Source organism: Paenibacillus sp. FSL R5-0810 (assembly GCF_038002285.1).
Taxonomy (GTDB): Bacteria; Bacillota; Bacilli; order Paenibacillales; family Paenibacillaceae; genus Paenibacillus_AQ; species Paenibacillus_AQ lactis.
Window position 1 is genome coordinate 5,588,147 of sequence record NZ_JBBOCF010000001.1, and the last position, 18,902, is coordinate 5,607,048.

14 protein-coding genes and 1 riboswitch are annotated in these 18,902 nt (G+C 52.4%); of the genes, 11 read left to right on the forward strand and 3 right to left on the reverse strand.

Annotated features, from left to right (window positions below):
• Window positions 1-7: 7 nt before the first annotated feature.
• Both MKX76_RS24770 and MKX76_RS24775 read left to right on the forward strand, forming a co-directional pair.
• Window positions 8-349, forward strand: coding sequence for a DUF3243 domain-containing protein (locus MKX76_RS24770; protein ID WP_007128839.1), 342 nt, complete (start codon window positions 8-10; stop codon window positions 347-349).
• A gap of 224 nt (window positions 350-573) precedes the next feature.
• Entirely contained in the window at window positions 574-1,821 is a 1,248-nt protein-coding gene (locus MKX76_RS24775; RefSeq protein WP_144877942.1) for a hypothetical protein, read from the forward strand.
• Between the two features lie 128 nt (window positions 1,822-1,949).
• On the opposite strand, the gene MKX76_RS24780 is transcribed toward MKX76_RS24775, so the two are convergent.
• Complete coding sequence (locus MKX76_RS24780; RefSeq protein WP_144877943.1) at window positions 1,950-2,480, reverse strand: hypothetical protein; 531 nt, start codon at window positions 2,478-2,480, stop codon at window positions 1,950-1,952.
• Between the two features lie 305 nt (window positions 2,481-2,785).
• Here MKX76_RS24780 and MKX76_RS24785 point away from each other — a divergent pair, with 305 nt between their 5' ends.
• From MKX76_RS24785 to MKX76_RS24805, 5 genes are all read left to right on the forward strand, one after another.
• Window positions 2,786-3,265, forward strand: coding sequence for a glutathione peroxidase (locus tag MKX76_RS24785; RefSeq protein ID WP_007128836.1), 480 nt, complete (start codon window positions 2,786-2,788; stop codon window positions 3,263-3,265).
• Between the two features lie 475 nt (window positions 3,266-3,740).
• On the forward strand, window positions 3,741-5,102 hold the full coding sequence (locus MKX76_RS24790) for an FAD-dependent oxidoreductase (protein ID WP_144877944.1): 1,362 nt from the start codon (window positions 3,741-3,743) through the stop codon (window positions 5,100-5,102).
• Between the two features lie 139 nt (window positions 5,103-5,241).
• Window positions 5,242-5,844 carry a DUF4352 domain-containing protein gene (locus MKX76_RS24795; RefSeq protein ID WP_007128834.1) on the forward strand — a complete coding sequence of 201 codons (603 nt, stop codon included), beginning with the start codon at window positions 5,242-5,244 and terminating at the stop codon, window positions 5,842-5,844.
• Window positions 5,845-6,113: 269 nt separating this feature from the next.
• The gene (locus tag MKX76_RS24800) at window positions 6,114-6,710 is read left to right on the forward strand and encodes a TetR/AcrR family transcriptional regulator (protein ID WP_144877945.1); all 597 of its coding nucleotides are present in this window, start codon (window positions 6,114-6,116) and stop codon (window positions 6,708-6,710) included.
• A 112-nt stretch (window positions 6,711-6,822) separates the two neighbouring features.
• A complete protein-coding gene (locus MKX76_RS24805; protein WP_144877946.1) occupies window positions 6,823-8,076 on the forward strand; it encodes an MFS transporter in 1,254 nt (417 codons plus the stop codon).
• Window positions 8,077-8,224: 148 nt separating this feature from the next.
• Here the strand turns inward: MKX76_RS24805 and MKX76_RS24810 are convergent, their stop codons facing one another.
• Entirely contained in the window at window positions 8,225-9,640 is a 1,416-nt protein-coding gene (locus MKX76_RS24810) for an amino acid permease (RefSeq protein ID WP_144877947.1), read from the reverse strand.
• 294 nt (window positions 9,641-9,934) lie between these two features.
• Complete coding sequence (locus MKX76_RS24815) at window positions 9,935-11,761, reverse strand: APC family permease (RefSeq protein WP_144877948.1); 1,827 nt, start codon at window positions 11,759-11,761, stop codon at window positions 9,935-9,937.
• A 177-nt stretch (window positions 11,762-11,938) separates the two neighbouring features.
• Window positions 11,939-12,121: riboswitch (cyclic di-AMP (ydaO/yuaA leader) on the reverse strand.
• 574 nt (window positions 12,122-12,695) lie between these two features.
• Between MKX76_RS24815 and MKX76_RS24820 the strand changes: the two genes are divergently transcribed.
• From MKX76_RS24820 to MKX76_RS24835, 4 genes are all read left to right on the forward strand, one after another.
• Window positions 12,696-14,759 carry a molybdopterin-containing oxidoreductase family protein gene (locus tag MKX76_RS24820; RefSeq protein WP_144877949.1) on the forward strand — a complete coding sequence of 688 codons (2,064 nt, stop codon included), beginning with the start codon at window positions 12,696-12,698 and terminating at the stop codon, window positions 14,757-14,759.
• Window positions 14,760-15,170: 411 nt separating this feature from the next.
• Entirely contained in the window at window positions 15,171-16,148 is a 978-nt protein-coding gene (locus MKX76_RS24825; RefSeq protein ID WP_007128827.1) for an ABC transporter permease, read from the forward strand.
• A gap of 25 nt (window positions 16,149-16,173) precedes the next feature.
• Entirely contained in the window at window positions 16,174-17,073 is a 900-nt protein-coding gene (locus tag MKX76_RS24830; RefSeq protein WP_144877950.1) for a carbohydrate ABC transporter permease, read from the forward strand.
• 67 nt (window positions 17,074-17,140) lie between these two features.
• Entirely contained in the window at window positions 17,141-18,820 is a 1,680-nt protein-coding gene (locus MKX76_RS24835) for an extracellular solute-binding protein (RefSeq protein ID WP_007128825.1), read from the forward strand.
• Window positions 18,821-18,902: the final 82 nt, after the last annotated feature.

Below are 18,902 nucleotides of genomic sequence, written 5' to 3' on the forward strand. Positions count from 1 at the left end.
CGTTATCATGTCTGAACATAATCATGTCGTGAACAAGAACGGTGAGCTCGATGTAAGTAAGGTCGATGACGCGATAGATCGGATTGACGATAAGGAGAAGGAGCGGATCCTGGCTGATTTCGACTCGTTTCAGGCCTATTTGAACAAGCGAATTCAGCTGGCCGAGAGCATCGGATTGAATGAGGAGCAGCTTGCCCAGGCGGCGGAAAAGGTGGCCGGCTATCTGGCTGCAAACGAAGAGCCTAGAAATTCGGAGGAGAAGCTTCTTCAGGAATTGTGGAAGGTGGGCACACCAGAGGAGCAGCACAAGCTGGCTCATCTCCTCGTCAAGCTGGCCCAGAAACGCTAGGCTTAGGCATTTTCAAAGAGCGTCATAGGTCTTCTCCGGCAGGTGATGCCGGGGAAGGCTTTTTTTGATTTACCGCCATCTTTGTCCGATAGATATACATGGAGCTTCCTAAAATAGGGCCTAAATTCATCTCCTCTTGGAAAGGATTTTGCCGTATTATAAAGGTTAGAGCATTTATACATAAAGGATGATAGTCAATCGTTGAAGACAAAGGAGTTGCCTGCATGTCGCTGTTGATTCATGAGCAGAAAAAGCCCAAGATGCAGCCCTTTTACTGGGTGCTGACGTTTGAGGCGTATACGATCGGCATACTGATCGGCCTTGGGCTGATCGTCGGCCCGGTAATCCTTCTGCTTCGCTGGCCTTCCGTCTGGACCTGGCTTAGCTTGCTGGCCGTGCCTGTCGGAATGATCATGTTGGTCAAATTGTTGAAAAGCCTGAGAAAACAGGTGTGGGCCAATACGCATCTGGACCGATTCGCGCTGTATGAGGATCGCGTTGAATACGAGCTGTGGGATTCGGCTACGGGAGAATCGGAGCAAGGGAGCGTCTTCCTGACCGATGTGGTGGAGATGTACTATGGCCGTTACGTGCTCCAATACAGCTATGCTTATAAGAAAACCAAAATGATGGAAAAAAGCGCGATGTTCGAATTGATGCCGGTCCTGTACCTGATTGCCCGAAGCGGAATGGGGGAGCGGGCCATCGCCGTTCCGTTCCTGGATCCAATGGACGCGAACCGCTGGCTGGAGGCCATGGGCCGAAGAAATATACCGTTATACCTTACCTCGCTCGTCATCCATGATTTCCGTGATGCATCGGTGCCGCAGCAGCTGCGGAGCGATGAGGATTTGAAGGCAGCGGAATTTGACGGGAATATCGAGCGTGACTTCCGTCCGTACATGGAACAGCTAATCGAAGAGGAGCAGCATCGCGAGTATACGGAAGCCGAATTGGAAGAGCTTGAGCATGAGATGAAGCGTCTGGAATACGAGGAGGAGCTGAGAAAAAGGAAATCCGCCTTTCGCGGGGTCGGCAAGCTGGCTTGGCTCGTATTCCCGGTTCAATTCGCCATCGGCTTTTGGCTGGTAAGACTGGCCGATAACGGCTCGATTGATCCGAATAATTACGCCTATTCCGTTCTGCTGCTCGGCTGCTCCAGCATTCTATTCTTTATTCTGGTGAAATGGATGCGATGGTTGCAGATCATTATCTTTTCCTTGGTTACGCTCTTTACATTCTTTTTTGTGGACTTCTCGGATATCGAGACCGACCCCTCCTATATTATGTCAGGAAGTCTGCTAGCATTGTCCTTCATGCTTCTGCCGTTATACGGTCTGATCTATCTTGGGGTTCGCCGATTGCGGAAGAACCGCGATGCCAAGAATTTGCCGCCGGTGCCTGAACTTTACAGACCAGCCGGGCACACCCCTGAATCAGAGATTGATTTGTCAAAGGGCCAGCAGCTGTAATATAGATCGTAAGCAGCTATACTGTACCGTACGCATCGCCGATGCAACGGATGTACGGTGCAAAGTGAATGTTACGCCCGTTGTCATTCGCATTACAACCCATATGAGATAAGTAAAGAAGCGCAGCCCTAGGGCTGCGCTTCGTATTGGATGTAGTAGGTATCCATCGGCTGACTTGTATATGTCGTGTCGAGCTCCTTCTTCTCCCCGGGTGCGAGCGTCACGTGCTCGTAAGTTTTAGCAAATACGTCTTCTTTGTCCTTATCGTAAACGGAAACTTTTATATTGCCGGTGAATGTTTCGCTGCTGTGGTAATTGCCGGCATAGACGAGAATATCGGCACCATCATCATTTTTGTAAGCTCCGACATAAACCATGATATGATCCTGGACGCTCGTCAGGCTGGATTTCTCCTTCTTTTCCTCGAATCTTTGATCGAGCTTCGCCTGCATCGTTTCTTGTTTATACAAGGAGTCTTGGGTGATCAGTCCCACGGGAATCGTCACGATAAAATAAAATACCAAAGCCGTGAGGCCGGTACTGCGCAGTATGGTTTTCCGGTCGTAACGGCCAATCATAAGTCCTACCCATGCAATTAGGACAAAGAGGAGGACAATGAGATGCCAAGGGGATAAAAACATTTCTGGGTACAATTTCATGCTTTTTCCTCGCTTACATGTTAAATTGCAGCAGTGCGGCTGCAGCAGGGCACATCCATCCAATCCCATTCCCGGGAAGGGATAGGACGAATCAGACGAGCCTTCGCGGCGAATCAGACTGTTAGTTTTTTTGCCTGCCCCGATAAATATAAAATTATCATAATACAAATGTTTTCATTTGGGTATCAGTCCGAGGTATCGAAATTTGGTTTCACCCCATGATTTCAGGTATGATGAGGAATAGATGGTGCACGCCGGATCAGCGTAATCCAAACAGGGTCGCACTATAGAGGAGGGAATGAATGATGTCAATCTATGATTATCAAGCCGTCGATACACAAGGCAAAGCCATTTCGCTTGAGGATTATAAGGGCAATGTGCTGCTTATTGCGAACACGGCCAGCCAATGCGGGCTGACTCCGCAGTACGGGGAGCTTCAGGAGTTATATGAGCAGTACAAGTCCAGAGGTCTGGAGGTGCTAGGCTTTCCTTGCAACCAGTTCGGAGGACAGGAGCCGGGTTCAAGCGAGGAAGCGGAATCGTTCTGCCAATTGAATTACGGCGTAACGTTCAAGATTTTCGGGAAGATTGATGTAAACGGGGAAGAAGCCCATCCGCTCTTTCAATATTTGAAGTCTCAGCAGCCAGGTCCTGAAGGAAACGGAGAGATTGCCTGGAACTTCACCAAGTTTCTTGTAGATCGGGAGGGTCAAGTCGTGCAGCGGTTTGAGCCGCGGGAGACCCCTGAATCGATGAGAAGCGCAATTGAATCGCTGCTGGATTAAAGATTTCGAGAGTTTTGCGAATGCGAAGAGCAGGGCTGTAAGTGCCGGGATCTAGCTGGACGATCCGGTCACTGCAGTCCTGTTTTTTGCTGTGCAGCCCCTTTCAAAACATCTGGCTTCGGTGTCAAACGTACCTGGCGGAAACGACCGAATTAGTATGCTCTGAAGCCAGCTCGTTCATTCCCTTTTATCCAGTCTCAAAATCGGAATAACAGTCTGCCGTTTGCGCAATCATAAGAATCAATGGAATGAGTCACAACAAGATTGTGAATTTGTGAACAAAGTGTGGCTATTTCAAAAGCCTATTGAAATGTGAATAAAATCACATTATAATGAAACCATAGTAAAAAGTGAATTAATTCACAAATGAGCTTGGGCATCGGATCAAAATGGCATCAACGGTTACCAAGCATGATTCCATGCCAAACAGATCATCTTAAACAAATACAAGCTTTACTTTGGAGGAGGAAAAACCATGAAAGTTGCCGTTATTGGTTGTACCCATGCAGGAACGTCTGCCATTGTAAATACCGCCAAGCTGTATCCAGATGCACAGATTACCGTTTATGAACGCAATGACAATATTTCCTTTTTATCGTGCGGCATTGCACTGTATGTCGGAGGCGTCGTGAAGGATCCGGATGGATTATTCTATTCCTCGCCGGAAAAGCTCGAAGAGCTGGGCGTCGACACCAAGATGCGCCACGAGATCGTATCGGTTGATACCGACCGCAAAACCCTTAAGGTGCGCAATCTGGTCACGTCCGAAACCTTTGACGATACGTACGACAAGCTGATCATTACGACCGGCTCTTGGCCGATCGTTCCGAAACTTGAGGGCATTGACCTGGACAATATCCTGCTCTCGAAGAATTACCGCCATTCCAATACGATTATCGAAAAAGCGCGTCATGCGAAGCATATCACCGTCGTAGGTGCCGGGTATATCGGCGTCGAGCTGGTCGAGGCCTTTCAGCAAAACGGCAAGCAGGTTACGCTGATCGACAGCGCTGACCGCATTCTGAACAAATATTTGGACCGTGAATTCAGTGATCAGATCGAGAATTCTTTCCGGGAAAAAGGAATTGAGCTGGCACTCGGTCAGACGGTAACCTCCTTCCAGGGAGAGGAGGGCAAAGTAAACAAGGTGATTACCGACAAGGGAGAAATCCAAACGGATCTGGTCATCCTCTGCATCGGCTTCCGTCCGAACACAGGGCTGTTTAAAGGACAGGTCGACATGCTCGACAACGGAGCCATCGTTGTGAACTCGTACATGCAGACCAATAAGCCGGATGTCTATGCAGCGGGCGATTGCTGCTCGGTGCTCTATAACCCGACAGGCAAGATGATGTACATTCCGCTGGCGACGAACGCCGTGCGGATGGGGACGCTGGTTGCCCGCAATTTGGTGAAGCACACCACCCCTTATATGGGGACGCAAGGCACCTCGGGCCTCAAAATTTATGAGCATAACATCGCGTCCACTGGGCTGACGGAAGGAGCCGCTAAGGATGAAGGACTTCAGGTCGAAGCCGTAACGATCACCGATCATTACCGTCCGGAATTTATGCCGACGTCTGAATCGGTAACATTGAAGGTCGTATATGAGACGGAAACCCGCCGCGTAATCGGTGCCCAAGTGATTTCCAAGGCAGACTTGACCCAGTCGATCAACACGCTGTCGGTATGCATCCAGAACCGGATGACGATTGACCAGCTGGCCTTTATCGATTTCTTCTTCCAGCCGCATTACAACAAGCCGTGGAACTTCCTGAATACGGCGGGATTGCAGGCGCTGCCTGAAATCCAAACCGAGACACCTGTGCACGTATAACTCATCCCTTCGAAGCCCCCCTTTCCAGGGGGCTTTTTCGTGTTTATGCAGGATTTTGCGAATGCATGGCGAAACTATTTAAGTTCAGGATTAAGGAAAGATTCTAATCAAGCCATGACTGCGATAGGAGGTAATATGAATGAGGATGAATCCGATGATGATAAAAATTTCGGCTGCAATACTGACGATGCTGCTTATTGGAGCCTGCTCGAATGATCAGGCTGCTCCGCCGGCGGAACAGCCCCCTGCCGTAAGCGGAGGCGGCGATTCAGGCAATGCCTCAGGGTCCGCTGAAGACCCTTCAGCCAAGCCCCAAGAGGATCAGACCGCTACGCCGGACGGTGGCAAGAAGCTGAGTGCCGGCGAGACAGGCGTTGTCGGCGATACGATCGACTATTACGGAATCGTGATTACGCTGAACGGATTGCGGGAATCGGAAGGGGACGATTATAAAAAGCCCCAGGATGGCAATATGTTCAAGGTTGTCGATCTAACCGTTAAAAATAACGGAACCGAGCCGGTGGTCATTTCGTCCGCCTTATCGTTTGCGCTGACAGATGACCAGGAGGTGCACTATACGCCGGCGATCTCCTCGGATGTGCAGACCCTCGATGGAACCATAGCACCCGGGGAGGAGCTGAAGGGTGAAATTTCCTATGAGGTAGCTAAAGATGCCAAAGGTCTGCAGCTGAGCTTCGGGGATCCGATGAAGATGGACAGAGCTGTCTGGAATTTGGAATAAGACGAATCATAGTTAAGAATGTAGGCAGCACGATGACAGGAGGGTTTTCGATAAAACGAAAGCCCTCCTGTTCTAGTTATTCAGGCCTTTCCTTTACATTGCGGGAGGGTTGGGGTATGATGGATGAAATTAAACCGCATAGTCGGTTTTTTTCTGAAGTCAACGAATTGGTTTGAACAATGGCGATAAATCGGGCTCTGGTTCCACCCAAGAAGGGCTGCAGGACCTTGTCCGTAACGGCAATTCATTGTAGCAAGGAGTGCTTTTCGATGGCAACAGAGAAAGCTCAACGGAAGCGGGACCTTATTCTGGAGAAAGCGAAGATGCTCTTCATCCAGCGCGGATATGCGGCAACGTCCATGGACGAATTGGTCAAGTTTACCGGTGCCAGCAAGGGCAGCATCTATTACCATTTTGACAGCAAGGAGGATCTCTTTATCCAGCTACTTGCCAAACAGAATCAGGAATGGATGGAAGCATGGCACGAGAAGAAGGCGAAGTACGGAAGCTTTGAAGAGAAGCTGTATGGGATCGCTGATCATATGGTCGATGATTTTCAAAACCCGCTCACGAAGGTTGCAGAGGAATTTTACATCAACCAGCCGAATGACAATACGCTGCTGAATAAATTGCTGGCGATCCTGCAGGGGCCGCGGGCCTTGTACCTGGAAATCCTGGAGGAGGGTGCCGATCAAGGAATCATTTCTCCGGAGGATATCGAGGAAGTATCCGTTATATTCGGATCCCTTCTCGACGGCTTGTCGACCACGTTCTATGAACGGTCACAAGAGGAATTGCGCATGCTGTACCGGAAGGGCGTCAGCATTTTTCTGCAAGGGGTGATGACTGGGCGAGCCGAGGACTGACCGGATGACCAAGCTTCTTTTGTTAAAGCATAGGAACATGCGAAGGCATGCTCCGTGCTTTTATGAATATAAATAAACCGGCTAGTCGGTTTTATCTAAGGGGGCATGAACATTGAAGCATCTGTTTCGCAACAAAGCATTTGTACTGCTCACGATTTCGGATGTCCTGCAGAACATCGGCATCTGGATCCGCAACATGGCGCTGCTCTACTTCATTATGGAGAAAAGCCATCATAACCCGGTAGCCATATCGCTGCTGACCGTTATTGAATATGCGCCGATCTTTCTGGTTTCGATTATCGGCGGCGTACTAGCCGACCGCTGGCGGCCGAAGCGCACGATGATTTGGGGGGACATCCTGAGTTTCTTATCCGTGCTGCTCATCCTGTTCGTCGTATTTGCAGGATATTGGCAGGCGGCCTTCGCCGTGACGCTGATCTCGGCCGTTGTCTCCCAATTCTCCCAGCCGTCCTCGTTCAAGATCATCAAGCGCTGCTTGCCGGATGAGCATGTCTCGTCGGCGACGGCATTGTCCCAGACGCTCATGTCGCTGTTCATTATTCTAGGGCCGATGATCGGGACGACGATCTATCAAGCCTTCGGCCTCGAAGCGTCTCTGATTGGCCTGCTTGTCATATTTGCCGGCTCTGCCGCCGTATTGGCATTCCTCCCCTCGCATGTGGATGAAGCAGCGGATAGGGCCGACTCTGCAAGCTCTTTTACAGAAGAACTGAAGGAGGGCTTCCGCTACATCGGTCGTACCGGATGGCTGAAGGTGCTTTTGGTGGTTTATGTTCTTCTGGCGCTCGGGGCGGGACTTGTCCAGCCGCTCGATATCTTTGTCATCACCGAGCGGTTGATGCTGGATATGACCAGCGTGCAGTGGTTTACCGCGCTTGAGGGTGGAGGGATGCTGATCGGGGGGATTATTGCTGCCGTCATCGCCGGGAGGGTGAAAGGCTCGTATCTTCTGTTTGCTGGTCTTGCCTTCCTGGGGGTGTCCACATGCATCGAAGTACTGTCGAAGTGGCCGCTCCTGACCGGTGCCATGCGTTTTGTTACGGGCGTGCTGATGGCGCTGGCGCAAACCGTCTTGATGGCACTGATGATGCGGCAGGTTGATGAACAATATATCGGGCGTCTCAATGGCGTCATGATGCCGGTCTTTACCGGCATGCTGCTGATCGGCTCCGGACTGACGGGATGGTATATGGCGGCATCGTCGATCGTTGCGGTATATTTCACGGCAGGAGCCATATTCCTGGTATCCTCGTTCGTCAGCATAAAGCTTCCCGCCGCCAAGGTGCCGGTTGAAGGCATGCCTGCCGGGCCGACGGCTGCCCCTAAAGGCGTGATGGAATCCTAGAGCGCTCAGCTCAACAACTTACTTATAAGAAAAGAGAAGGGACTGTCCCAGGTCAATGGACCTTACGGGAGAGTCCCTTCTTCTCTTCGTTAATGATGAGGTCAAGGCTGGTTTAATCTATGGTAGCGCGCAAGACGTTCACTCGAAGTCAGGATTCGTCTGGTGCTGCGTCTTGGCGCAGCGAGCTGTGCCTGTAACCATACACGGCGTAGATAATGATGCCGAGCCCGATCCAGACGATGAATCCGATCCAGGTGATCCGCTGCAGCGTCGTGAGCAGGTACAAGCAGCTGAGCGTGGCGATTAAGGGCAGCCATGGAACCAGCGGCACGCGAAAGGTCCGCTTCAGGTTAGGGTGCGTCTTGCGCAGGACAATGATGCCGAGAGAAACGGTAATAAAGGCGAACAGCGTGCCGATGCTGGCCAGGTCCGCCAGGTTTCCAAGCGGAACGAAGCCCGACAGCGCCGCGATGCAGATGCCGGATACCCAAGTGCTGAATACGGGCGACTTCGTCTTCGGATTGACCGAGCTCATCCGTTTCGGGAGCAAGCCGTCCCGACCGAGTGCGTACAGCAGCCGGGATTGACCGAACAATACCCCCATGAGGACGGTGGTCAGGCCGGCGAGGGCTCCGAGCGAGATGAAGTAGGACATCCAGTCCTGCTCAATATACAGCAGCGCGAAGGCGACAGGGTCTTTCACGTTCAAGAGATGATACGGTACAAGGCCGGTTAATACCGCCGTAACGGCAATGTATAGGATGGCAACGATAAGCAGAGAGCCTAATATGGCGACTGGCAGGCTTTTCTGAGGCTGCTTCACTTCCTCCGCAGCTGTGGCGATGACGTCGAAGCCGATATATGCGAGGAAGGCGATGGCCGCCCCCGTCATGACCCCTTCGATGCCGAACGGAAGGAACGGCGTCCAGTTGTCCGGCTTCACGTAGAAAACTCCGACACCGATGAACAGAACGATGACGGCTATCTTCAGATATACCATGATGGTGTTGAGCCGGGTCGATTCCTTCGCACCCCGGGATACGATCCATGTAATCAACAGCGCGATGACGATCGCCGGCACATCCACGTATGTGCCCTTCGCAGGATTGAAGGCACTTGTAATGGCAACAGGAAGATGAATATTGAACCCGGACAGAATGCTCTGCACATACCCCGACCAGCTGCTGGATACGAGGGCGCTTGCAAAGCCGTATTCCAGGAGCAAATCCCAGCCCATCAGCCAAGCGAGGCCTTCCCCAAAGGCGGAGTAGCTGTACGTATACGCGCTGCCGGCTACCGGCACGGTGGAGGCGAATTCGGCATAGCATAGTGCGCAGAAGGCGCATACCAGCCCTGCCAGGAGGAATGACAAGATCAGTCCCGGACCGGCATGGGTGGCGGCCGTCACGCCGGTTAATACGAAAATTCCCGTTCCCACGATAGAACCGACGCCAAGGACGATCAAGTCCATGACGCCGAGCTGTTTCTTCAATGCGGAACGCACTTCTCCGCCTGTCAAAGGCGGAATCGGCTTCTTGCGAAGCAGATTGTGTTTCAAGCTCATAAATGGAGTCTCCTAGATGTTTATTTAGATAGATTTCCCCGATGCATGACCCATCCATTCCGACATTATAAAGAAAAATAAGACGCTTTGAAAGCCTAAGGCTGCCTGTCCCCAGAAAAAAGCCTATGTCGAAGGTGTTGGCGGCCATGCGCGTACGCTTTCCTTCGGTAATTACCAGTCTCTTCCCAATCCATCTCAGAAGAATCAGCATCAGCCGCTTGGGAGCGGATGTGGGAAGCGAACCGGATGCAAAGGCAGAAAAAAGCCCGTCCCCGCCATGGGTCCGGGCTGCAGCTATTTCTTCAAATGATAAGGAACCGTTGTAAGAATAACATCCCGCCGGTAAAGCAGATGAGCGCGAATGAGCAAGCTCGACTGATTGTGCAGGAAGTTGTGCCACCCCTTCTTCGGAATGAACTGTGGAATGACGACCGTCACCTGGTAGTCGGACTCGCTGGCCTTGCGCTGTACCGTGTCGATGAATTTAGTGAGCGGCGAGATGATGCTGCGATATGGCGAATGCAGCGTCACCAGCCGGACGTCCGGCTGCCACTTCTTCCATTTTTCCTCGAAAGCAATCTGGTCTTCCCGTTCGAAGTTCACGTAAACGGCGATGATTTGGTCAGCGGACAGTGATTTGGCATAATTGAGCGAGTTCTCCACCACATGCGTAATGCCGGCTACCGGCACGATAATGATGTTGCCTTCGATCGGCTTTGCCGGCTCGCAGGTCGTAATCCGCAGCTGATCGGCGACCGCCTCATAGTGATTCCGAATCCGGGTGAAAATCCAGATGATAAGCGGCAGAAACAGAAGCACCGACCACACCTGGGCAAATTTCGTGAAGAAAAAGATCAACGTTACCGCAAAGCTGATAACAGCCCCCGTCGAGTTAATGACCAGCTTGGGGATCCAGCCTTGAGGCTTCTCGCGAATCCACTTCACCATCATTCCCGTCTGCGACAAAGTAAACGGAATGAATACGCCGACGGCGTACAACGGGATCAGATGCTCGGTTTTGCCCTCGAAGGCCACGATCAGCACGATGGACAGAAGGCCAAGGATGATGATGCCGTTGGAATACCCCAAGCGGTCCCCCCGGACCGTGAACATTCGCGGGATGAACTTATCCTTTGCCAGGTTGACGGCCAGCAGAGGAAATGCCGAATACCCCGTGTTGGCGGCCAGGATCAGGATTAACGCAGTAGTCCCCTGAATGAAATAATACAGCGCGTTCCGGCCGAAGGTATGCTCGGCGATTTGGGAGACAACCGTCACCTCTTCGCTGGGGCTGACCCCGTAATAATAGGCCAGGAATACGATCCCTGAAAATAACAGGGCGAGCAGGGAGCCCATCGCGGCCAGGGTTTTGGCGGCGTTGTTCGGCGCGGGCTCCTTGAAGTTCGGGATGGCGTTGGATATGGCTTCAACCCCGGTCAGCGCCGAGCTGCCTGAAGCGAACGCCCGCAGGAGCAGAAACAGGCTCAGTCCGGCGACGGGCGTGCCGATCTTGGTGTGCAGGTCCGGCGAAGCGTGGCCGGTTGCAATATCGTAGAGACCGACGCCGATCAGAATAAACAAGGCCAGCACGAACAGGTAGACCGGATAGGCCAGGATCGAGGCGGATTCCGTCACGCCCCGCAAGTTCAGCACAGTAAGAAACAGGACGAACAGCACGGCGATCCCGACGTTATAGGGACGAAGCTCGGGAAAAGCCGACGTAATCGCATCCGTCCCGGCCGATACGCTGACCGCAACGGTTAGGATATAGTCGACGAGCAAGGAGCCTCCGGCAACGAGGCCTGGATACATGCCCAGATTCCGTTTCGACACGACATAGGCTCCACCGCCCTGCGGATAAGAGAAGATGATCTGTCTGTACGATAAGATCAGCGCCAGCAATAAGACGAGAACGCCGATGGCGATCGGGATGGAATACCAATAGGCAGCCGCGCCGACAGTCATCAGCACCAGCAGGATTTGCTCGGGGCCGTAGGCGACGGATGACAGGGCATCGGATGACAAAATCGCCAGGGCCTTGGTTTTATTCAATTTTTGATCGCCTAATTCATTGGATTTGAGCGGTCTTCCGATGAGGAAGCGCTTGATGGAAGATAGCATCGTGTTTCACCACCGATTCGATTTGGATTTTGGGTCGTTCTCCCCAAAAAAGCATAAAGCTATGTGGCTTGGGTGAATGGTCAAGGGCCGGGCATGGGATGCATCTCCATTTCGATTTTTTCGATTTTTGGCATAGAAAAAACACAGGTTAGAGCCTGTGTTTTTTGCACAAGTTCACAACCCTCCCATTAACGCCTACGAGGTTAGCTGTCGGATTCGGGCGCGAGAGTCGCCCTACCTGATGCCGCGCGGGACCGGCCGCGGTTATTCAGGATTCACCCCATAGTATGGCTGCCGCATCGGCAGGCATACGCTTTGGTTCCCCCATTTTCCTCTCTGGAAATTCGGCGAATCAACTGTGAGATTATATTGGATTTGAAATCTGAATAGTATATTACGCCTGCGGCATTCGATTGTAAAACGGCCTTTTGCCGCTATTTTCGGCAGTAAGGAACCGAATGATCCATAAGTAAGCGATTACATAGGATACGGACTTTCGCGGGATCATTATTTTGCAGATTTACGCAATAAATCGCTGAATGCGAAGATTTGGAAACTGAAAGCGCGGTAGGGAAAGCAGAAAACGCGGTGAGGGGAAAAGGTAGGCGTGCAGATAAAAGAGGATGCTCCTATCGAAGAAGCAAGCCGAACAGAGCATTCGCGGCCGCTTCTTGAGCCGCCCGTAATGTAAATTCGCCATGCCGTATCTCGGGGGAGGAGATACATGCATGGCGAATTTTTGGGAGTGGTCCATGATATGGCGAGGAGGAGAAAGGGTCTGGGTTTCTCATCCTTGCTCTTGATAGAAATATACCCGGGAGTTCGAGGGGTGAATCACATCTTTAGAAAAAAATGTATGACTTTACGATAAGGCTGATTTTTTTTAAGATAAGGGGATACGAAAGAGGCTGGAGCACAAGGGGGAGAGGACAAATTGATTCATCAGGAACACGGCGTATTTCCGGCGGTTTGCCCGCTGGATTGTCCGGATACTTGCAGCTTGCTGCTGCATAAAGAGAACGGGAAGATCGTAAAGGTTACAGGCAACCCCGACCATCCGATCACGCAAGGCGCGATCTGCAATAAAGTCCGCAATATGGCTCACCGGGTATACCATCCGGAGCGTGTGCTCTATCCGCTGCGCCGGACCGGCCCGAAAGGGGCCGGATTATTTAAGCGGATCAGCTGGGACGAGGCTATCCGGGAAATCGCGGACCGGTACAAGGCGCTGATTGAAACGGATGGTCCGGAAAGCATCCTGCCTTACAGCTTCTACGGGAACATGGGCATCTTGAGCGTAGACGGCATGGACCGCCGCTTCTTCAACAGGCTGGGCGCCAGCAAGCTGAAGCAGTCCATCTGCAATTCGGCCGGAAACGAAGGCTGGAAATCGGTCATGGGCTTCAACGGGGGGACGGTCCCTGAAGACACGGTGAACGCCGATGTGATCATCGTCTGGGGCGGCAATATCGTCAGCACGAACATGCATCAGGTGGTGCTCGCCGAAAAAGCCCGCAAGCGGGGCGCGAAGGTCGTCGTCATCGATGTTCATAAAAATCAGACCGGCCAATGGGCGGATTGGTTCATTCCGCTGTATCCCGGTACGGATGCCGCGCTTGCCGTCGGGATCATGCACGTCCTGTTCCGGGACGGGCTGGTGGATGAGGCGTTCATGGAACGTTATACGATCGGCCATGAGGAGCTGAGGGAGCATGTGAAGACGTACACGCCGGAATACGTGTCTTCCGTAACGGGCATTCCGGCCGACGATGTGGCGAAGCTGGCCGAGCTGTACGGCCGTGCCGGCGTGTCTTACATTCACATCGGCAACGGTCTGCAGCATCATGATAACGGCGGCATGACGGTGCGGAGCATTGCGGCCCTGCCGGCGCTGACCGGGCAGTGGCTCAAGCGGGGCGGCGGGGCCGCCAAATCAAACGGGGGTTACAACAGCATGAACAGCGAGGCTTTGGAACGGCCGGATCTGCGGCCGAACCCGGGTGCGCGCACGATTAATATGAACCGGATCGGGGAAGCGCTGGCCATGACCGAGAAGCCGATCCGCTCGGTATTCGTCTATTGCAGCAACCCGCTGGTGGTTGCTCCGGATACGGAGCGCGTGAAAGAGGGTTTTGCACGGGAGGATCTGTTCACGGTCGTTCACGATTTATTCATGACGGACACGGCCAAGTATGCGGATATCGTATTGCCGGCCACCTCCTCCTTTGAAAGCACGGACCTGTACGCCTCGTACTGGCACCAATACGTTCAGCTTCAGGAGCCGGTTATTCCGGCGCAGGGGGAAAGCAAGAGCAATGTTGAGCTGTTCTCCCTGCTCGGCCGGGCAATGGGATTTGAGGAAGAAGCCTTCCGGGAATCGGAAGAAGAGATGATTGCCCGTGCGCTTGATAATCCCGATAATCCGTATTTAAACGGAGTGACCCTGGACAGGCTGAAGGCAGAGCGCCATGTCAAGCTGGACATGACGCCTCTCGAGAGCTTCCTGGACCGGCTTCCGACCCCTTCGGGACGGATCGAGCTGTATTCGGCCAGACTGGCGGAAGCCAAGCTTCCGCCGCTGCCGACCTATGTGCCGCTGAAGGAAGGCTATGACGGGGTGCGGCGCGGACGGGGGAACCGGTATCCGCTGATGTTCATTTCCCCGCCGAACCACAATTTCTTGAACTCGACCTTTGCCAATGTCGAGAAGCATCAGAAGATGGAGAAGGAGCCGACGCTCCAGATCCATCCCGAGGATGCGGAGCAGCGCGGGATTGCCGACGGCGATCCGATCGTTGTGTTCAACGATCGCGGAACCTACGAGGCTCGCGCCAAAGTGGTGGATAAGATGCTGCCGGGCACCGTGGTCAGCCAAGGCCTCTGGTGGGAAGGCGAGGGCCGGAAGCAGCGGGCCAATGCCCTTACGCCGGACAGGCTGGCAGACATGGGTGAGGGGGCAACCTTCTTCTCGACCGTTGTCGAGATCAAGCGCACATAAGCCGAAGGGGAGGCCTCTCCCCGATATCGGAATATGCGCGAATGCCGTAAGCGGTACGGAGCTAAATGAATGCGCGGGGTGCAGTGCTTCAAATGCGATGGGCAATGCCCTGAAACGATCCATTTAACCGATACAAAAAAAGTAATTGATAAGATCAAGATGCCGTCTATCATTAGGCGGCATCTTTTTTTATGCCGTGGGCAGGCAGACTTTATACTTTTTCAAGCTGTGTCCGTACCGATCATCCGTCAGAAGTATAAAAAATCGCGGGTTTGTTATATAGTTTCACCCCATCGCCAAGGTTAGAATGTCCTTAAGTCCGAAAGACCGCAGCCCTTAGGCTGGCGTTAACGTGTGTCGCAAGGATGTTCGCATGCGCCTTGACTATATTTTTCAAGCGGGAGGAACAACATGTCCCAATCTGCACCGAAACAGCGGCCGGCAACGGTTACCCCGGGGCCCCGAATCCACAGCTCCAGCTTCTTGCGCCGCTTCATGAAACAATGGGATGTCCAGCTTATGGTCATTCCCGGAGTCATCCTCGTCTTCATATTCTCATATTTGCCGATGTACGGGGTGATTACCGGATTTATGGATTACAACCTGTTTACGGGCTCGAGAATTTGGGAGAATCCATGGGTCGGTTTCAAGCATTTCGAAGCCTTCTTCAACGCGCCGGAGTTTGAGCGGCTGATCCGCAATACCCTCGTCATCAGTTTGCTAAAGTTCTTTATCGGCTTCCCGGCACCGATTTTGCTGGCGCTTATGCTGAACGAAGTCCGCCATATGTTCTTTAAACGGACGGTCCAGACGCTTACCTATTTGCCTCATTTTCTATCTTGGGTCATCGTGGCCGGTCTGACGATGTCGATGCTGTCCACAGAGAATGGAAGCGTCAACATGCTTCTGAAAAGCGTAGGTTTGATCAACGAGCCGATTAACTTCCTCGGCATGAAGGAATATTTCTGGTCGATTCTAATCTCGGCGAATGTGTGGAAGGAAATCGGGTTCAACTCCATTGTGTTTATGGCTGCCATCGCAGGGATCGACCCGGCACTGTATGAAGCAGCCGATATCGACGGCGCAAGCAAATTCAAGCAGATTTTCAACATTACGCTGCCTTCCATCATGCCGGTTGTCATTATTTTCATGATTCTTGCCATTGGCAACCTGGTCAATGCGGGATTTGAGGATATCCTGCTTCTCGCAACGAATCCGGTGCTGAGGCCGGTGTCCGATGTTATCGATACGTACGTCTACCGCGTGGGGCTAGGCACACACCGCTATTCCTATGCTGTCGCCATCGGGCTATTCAAAGCCATCGTCAGCGTCACGCTCTTGACGATTGCCAACTACATGGCCCGCCGATCCGGCAACAGTCTGTGGTAAGATTCGCAAGCTTAGGAGGTACAGCATGTTAAAAAGAATCAGCTTCGGAGACAAGGTCATGCTTGCCGTCATATACGTTCTGCTTGGTTTATTGGCCTTCTCAGCGCTCTATCCATTCTGGAACGCGGTGGCGATCTCCTTCAACGTCGGCGTGGATACCTCCAAAGGAGGCATCACGTTCTGGCCGCGTCAATTCACGCTGGAGAATTACCAGGTGATCCTGCAGGATGAGCGTCTGATCAACGGGTTTATGATCTCGATCGCCCGGACGGTCGTCGGAACCGCCACCTCGATTCTGATGACGGCTATCGTGGCATACGGAATGACCCGCTCTTATTTGTATGGTAGGAGCTTCTACATGACCTTCTTTATATTCACCCTGTACTTTAGCGGAGGCTTGATCCCGACCTACCTTCTGATCCGGTCCCTCGGCCTGATGGATACGTTCCTGGTGTTTATCATTCCTTCTATGGTGAGCGTCTGGAATATGATCATCTTCCGCACGTTCTTTAAAGGGCTGCCGGTCGGCCTGGAAGAGTCTGCGCATATTGACGGGTGCAGCAATTGGGGGACCTTTTTCAGGATCGTGCTTCCGCTCTCGGGGCCGGTCATCGCGACCTTGGCGCTGCTCACGGCGGTCGGTCACTGGAACGACTGGTTCCTGCCAAGCATCTATATCACCAACGAGGATTTGCTGCCGATCCAGACGATATTGCGGGAGACCCTGAACGCCAATATCAAAACCGCGCAAAGCTCCGCTATCGACAGCAGCGCGCTTGCGTTGATCGAAAGCTCCAAGAACACCAGCTCGAAATCGCTGACGATGGCGATGATGATCGTGGTCACCGCTCCGATTATCCTCGTGTACCCTTTCGTACAGAAGTATTTTGTCAAGGGCGTGCTCGTAGGCTCGCTGAAAGAGTAATCCTGGCATCGGTTTAAGGCGAACAGCTTTGAACATATATAATTCGAGAATGAGAGGGGTTAAGAGAATGAGCAAGATGAAAAAGCCGCTCCTGGTCATGGCATCGGCGCTGCTGGTGCTCGTTACCGTCATGACGGGATGCACCAAGTCCAACGAAGGCTCGCCGCCGCCAACAAACAATCCACCGAAGACCAATGAACAGCCGAATGAACCGCCTAAAGAAAATACAGAAGATAAGTGGGTGCTGGGAGAGAAGCCGCTCCAGTTCAGCGCATACGCCCATTACCAGGATACCGACTTCCCTAAATGGGAAAGCACGCCGATCGGTAAATATCTCAGCGAGGAGAAGCAGGTCAAGATTGACATGATCAAAGCTGCCGGAGCCCATACGCAAAAGCTGAGCGCCATGATGGCCTCCGATGATCTGCCTGACATGATCTGGACGGACCGGGACCACCCGGACATGGACCGGCTGGAGAAGGCCGGCAAGCTCGTTCCTTATGATGATTATCTGGATAAGTACACGAATCTGAAGACCTGGATGGGAGATGATTTGAACCTGCTCCGTTCGGCAGACGGCAAGCTGTACCGCTTTCCGAACTGGTACTCCTCCCGTCCTTTCGGAAATGCGGGATATGCCGTGAACAAGAAAATCTATGAGGAGCTTGGTTCACCCAAACTGGAAACAACCGACGATCTCTACAACTACCTGGTCAAGGTAAAAGAAAAGTACGGAGACCAAGTGGTGCCGTTCGAGCCGCATCGGGCCCAGGAAAGACAAGGTTTGGGCGTGCTGTACACCGCGTTTGGAGAAGGAGCAAGCTACACGAACCTGAACGCGAATCTGCTGGCGGTTCCGAAAGACAGCAAGCTGACATCGCTGCTAACCGATCCGGTATTCCGCGAAGCCCAGAAATATATTTCCAAGCTGTATCGGGAAAAGCTGATCTCCCAGGATGCGTTCAACCAGACGGAGGATCAGGTTAAGGAGAAGGTCATGACCGGAAGAGTAGCCGTCTATGCTTCGGCGAACCCTACGCTCTTCGCCAGCGAGGCGCACAAGGAATTAACCAAGACGGATCCGAATGCCGGCTACTTCATGATTTGGCCGATCCGGAAGGAAGGTTTGGATAAGAACAAAATTTACCCGGGAACGTATACCAGCTTCGGCTGGAATGCCGCTTATATCACGACGGCTGCCGAAGACCCTGAAGCCATTTTTGCATTCCTTGATTGGTATACCGGACCTGAAGGCATGAATGTCCAGTTCTTCGGTCCGGAAGGGAAGAACTGGAAAGGATTTGATGAAGAAGGCAAGCCGAACTTCACGGAGAACTATGATCCGAAAGAAGTGGCGGAGATTCAAACCAAGAATGATAAAGTGATGTTCGTGGGCAATACCAGCTATATCGACCCTGCCAAATGGAAGTACATGGAGAGCCTTCCGGTTGAGGAGCAGGACTGGGTCGCACGTTATCAGCAGACCATCACCTGGCCGACTCAATTGAATGTGACCGAGTTTACCGGACTGAATCCGCCAACCGATTCCGAGGAAGGCATTATCCGGACTTCGGTGGATGAATTGTTCCTTGAGATCTATGCCAAGTCGTCCATGGCTGCAAGCGACGAGGAAGTCGACAAAATCCTCGACCAGGGCAATAAAGACTTGATGGATCTGGGTTATGACAGGCTCCTGGAATGGCGTACGGTCAAATGGCAAGAAAACCTCGCCAAAATGCAGAAATAATCTAGTTTCTCTTGCTGGACATATTATCCATTCTTATCCCAACGTCCCAAAGAATCCGCGGGTGGATTCTTTGGGATATCTC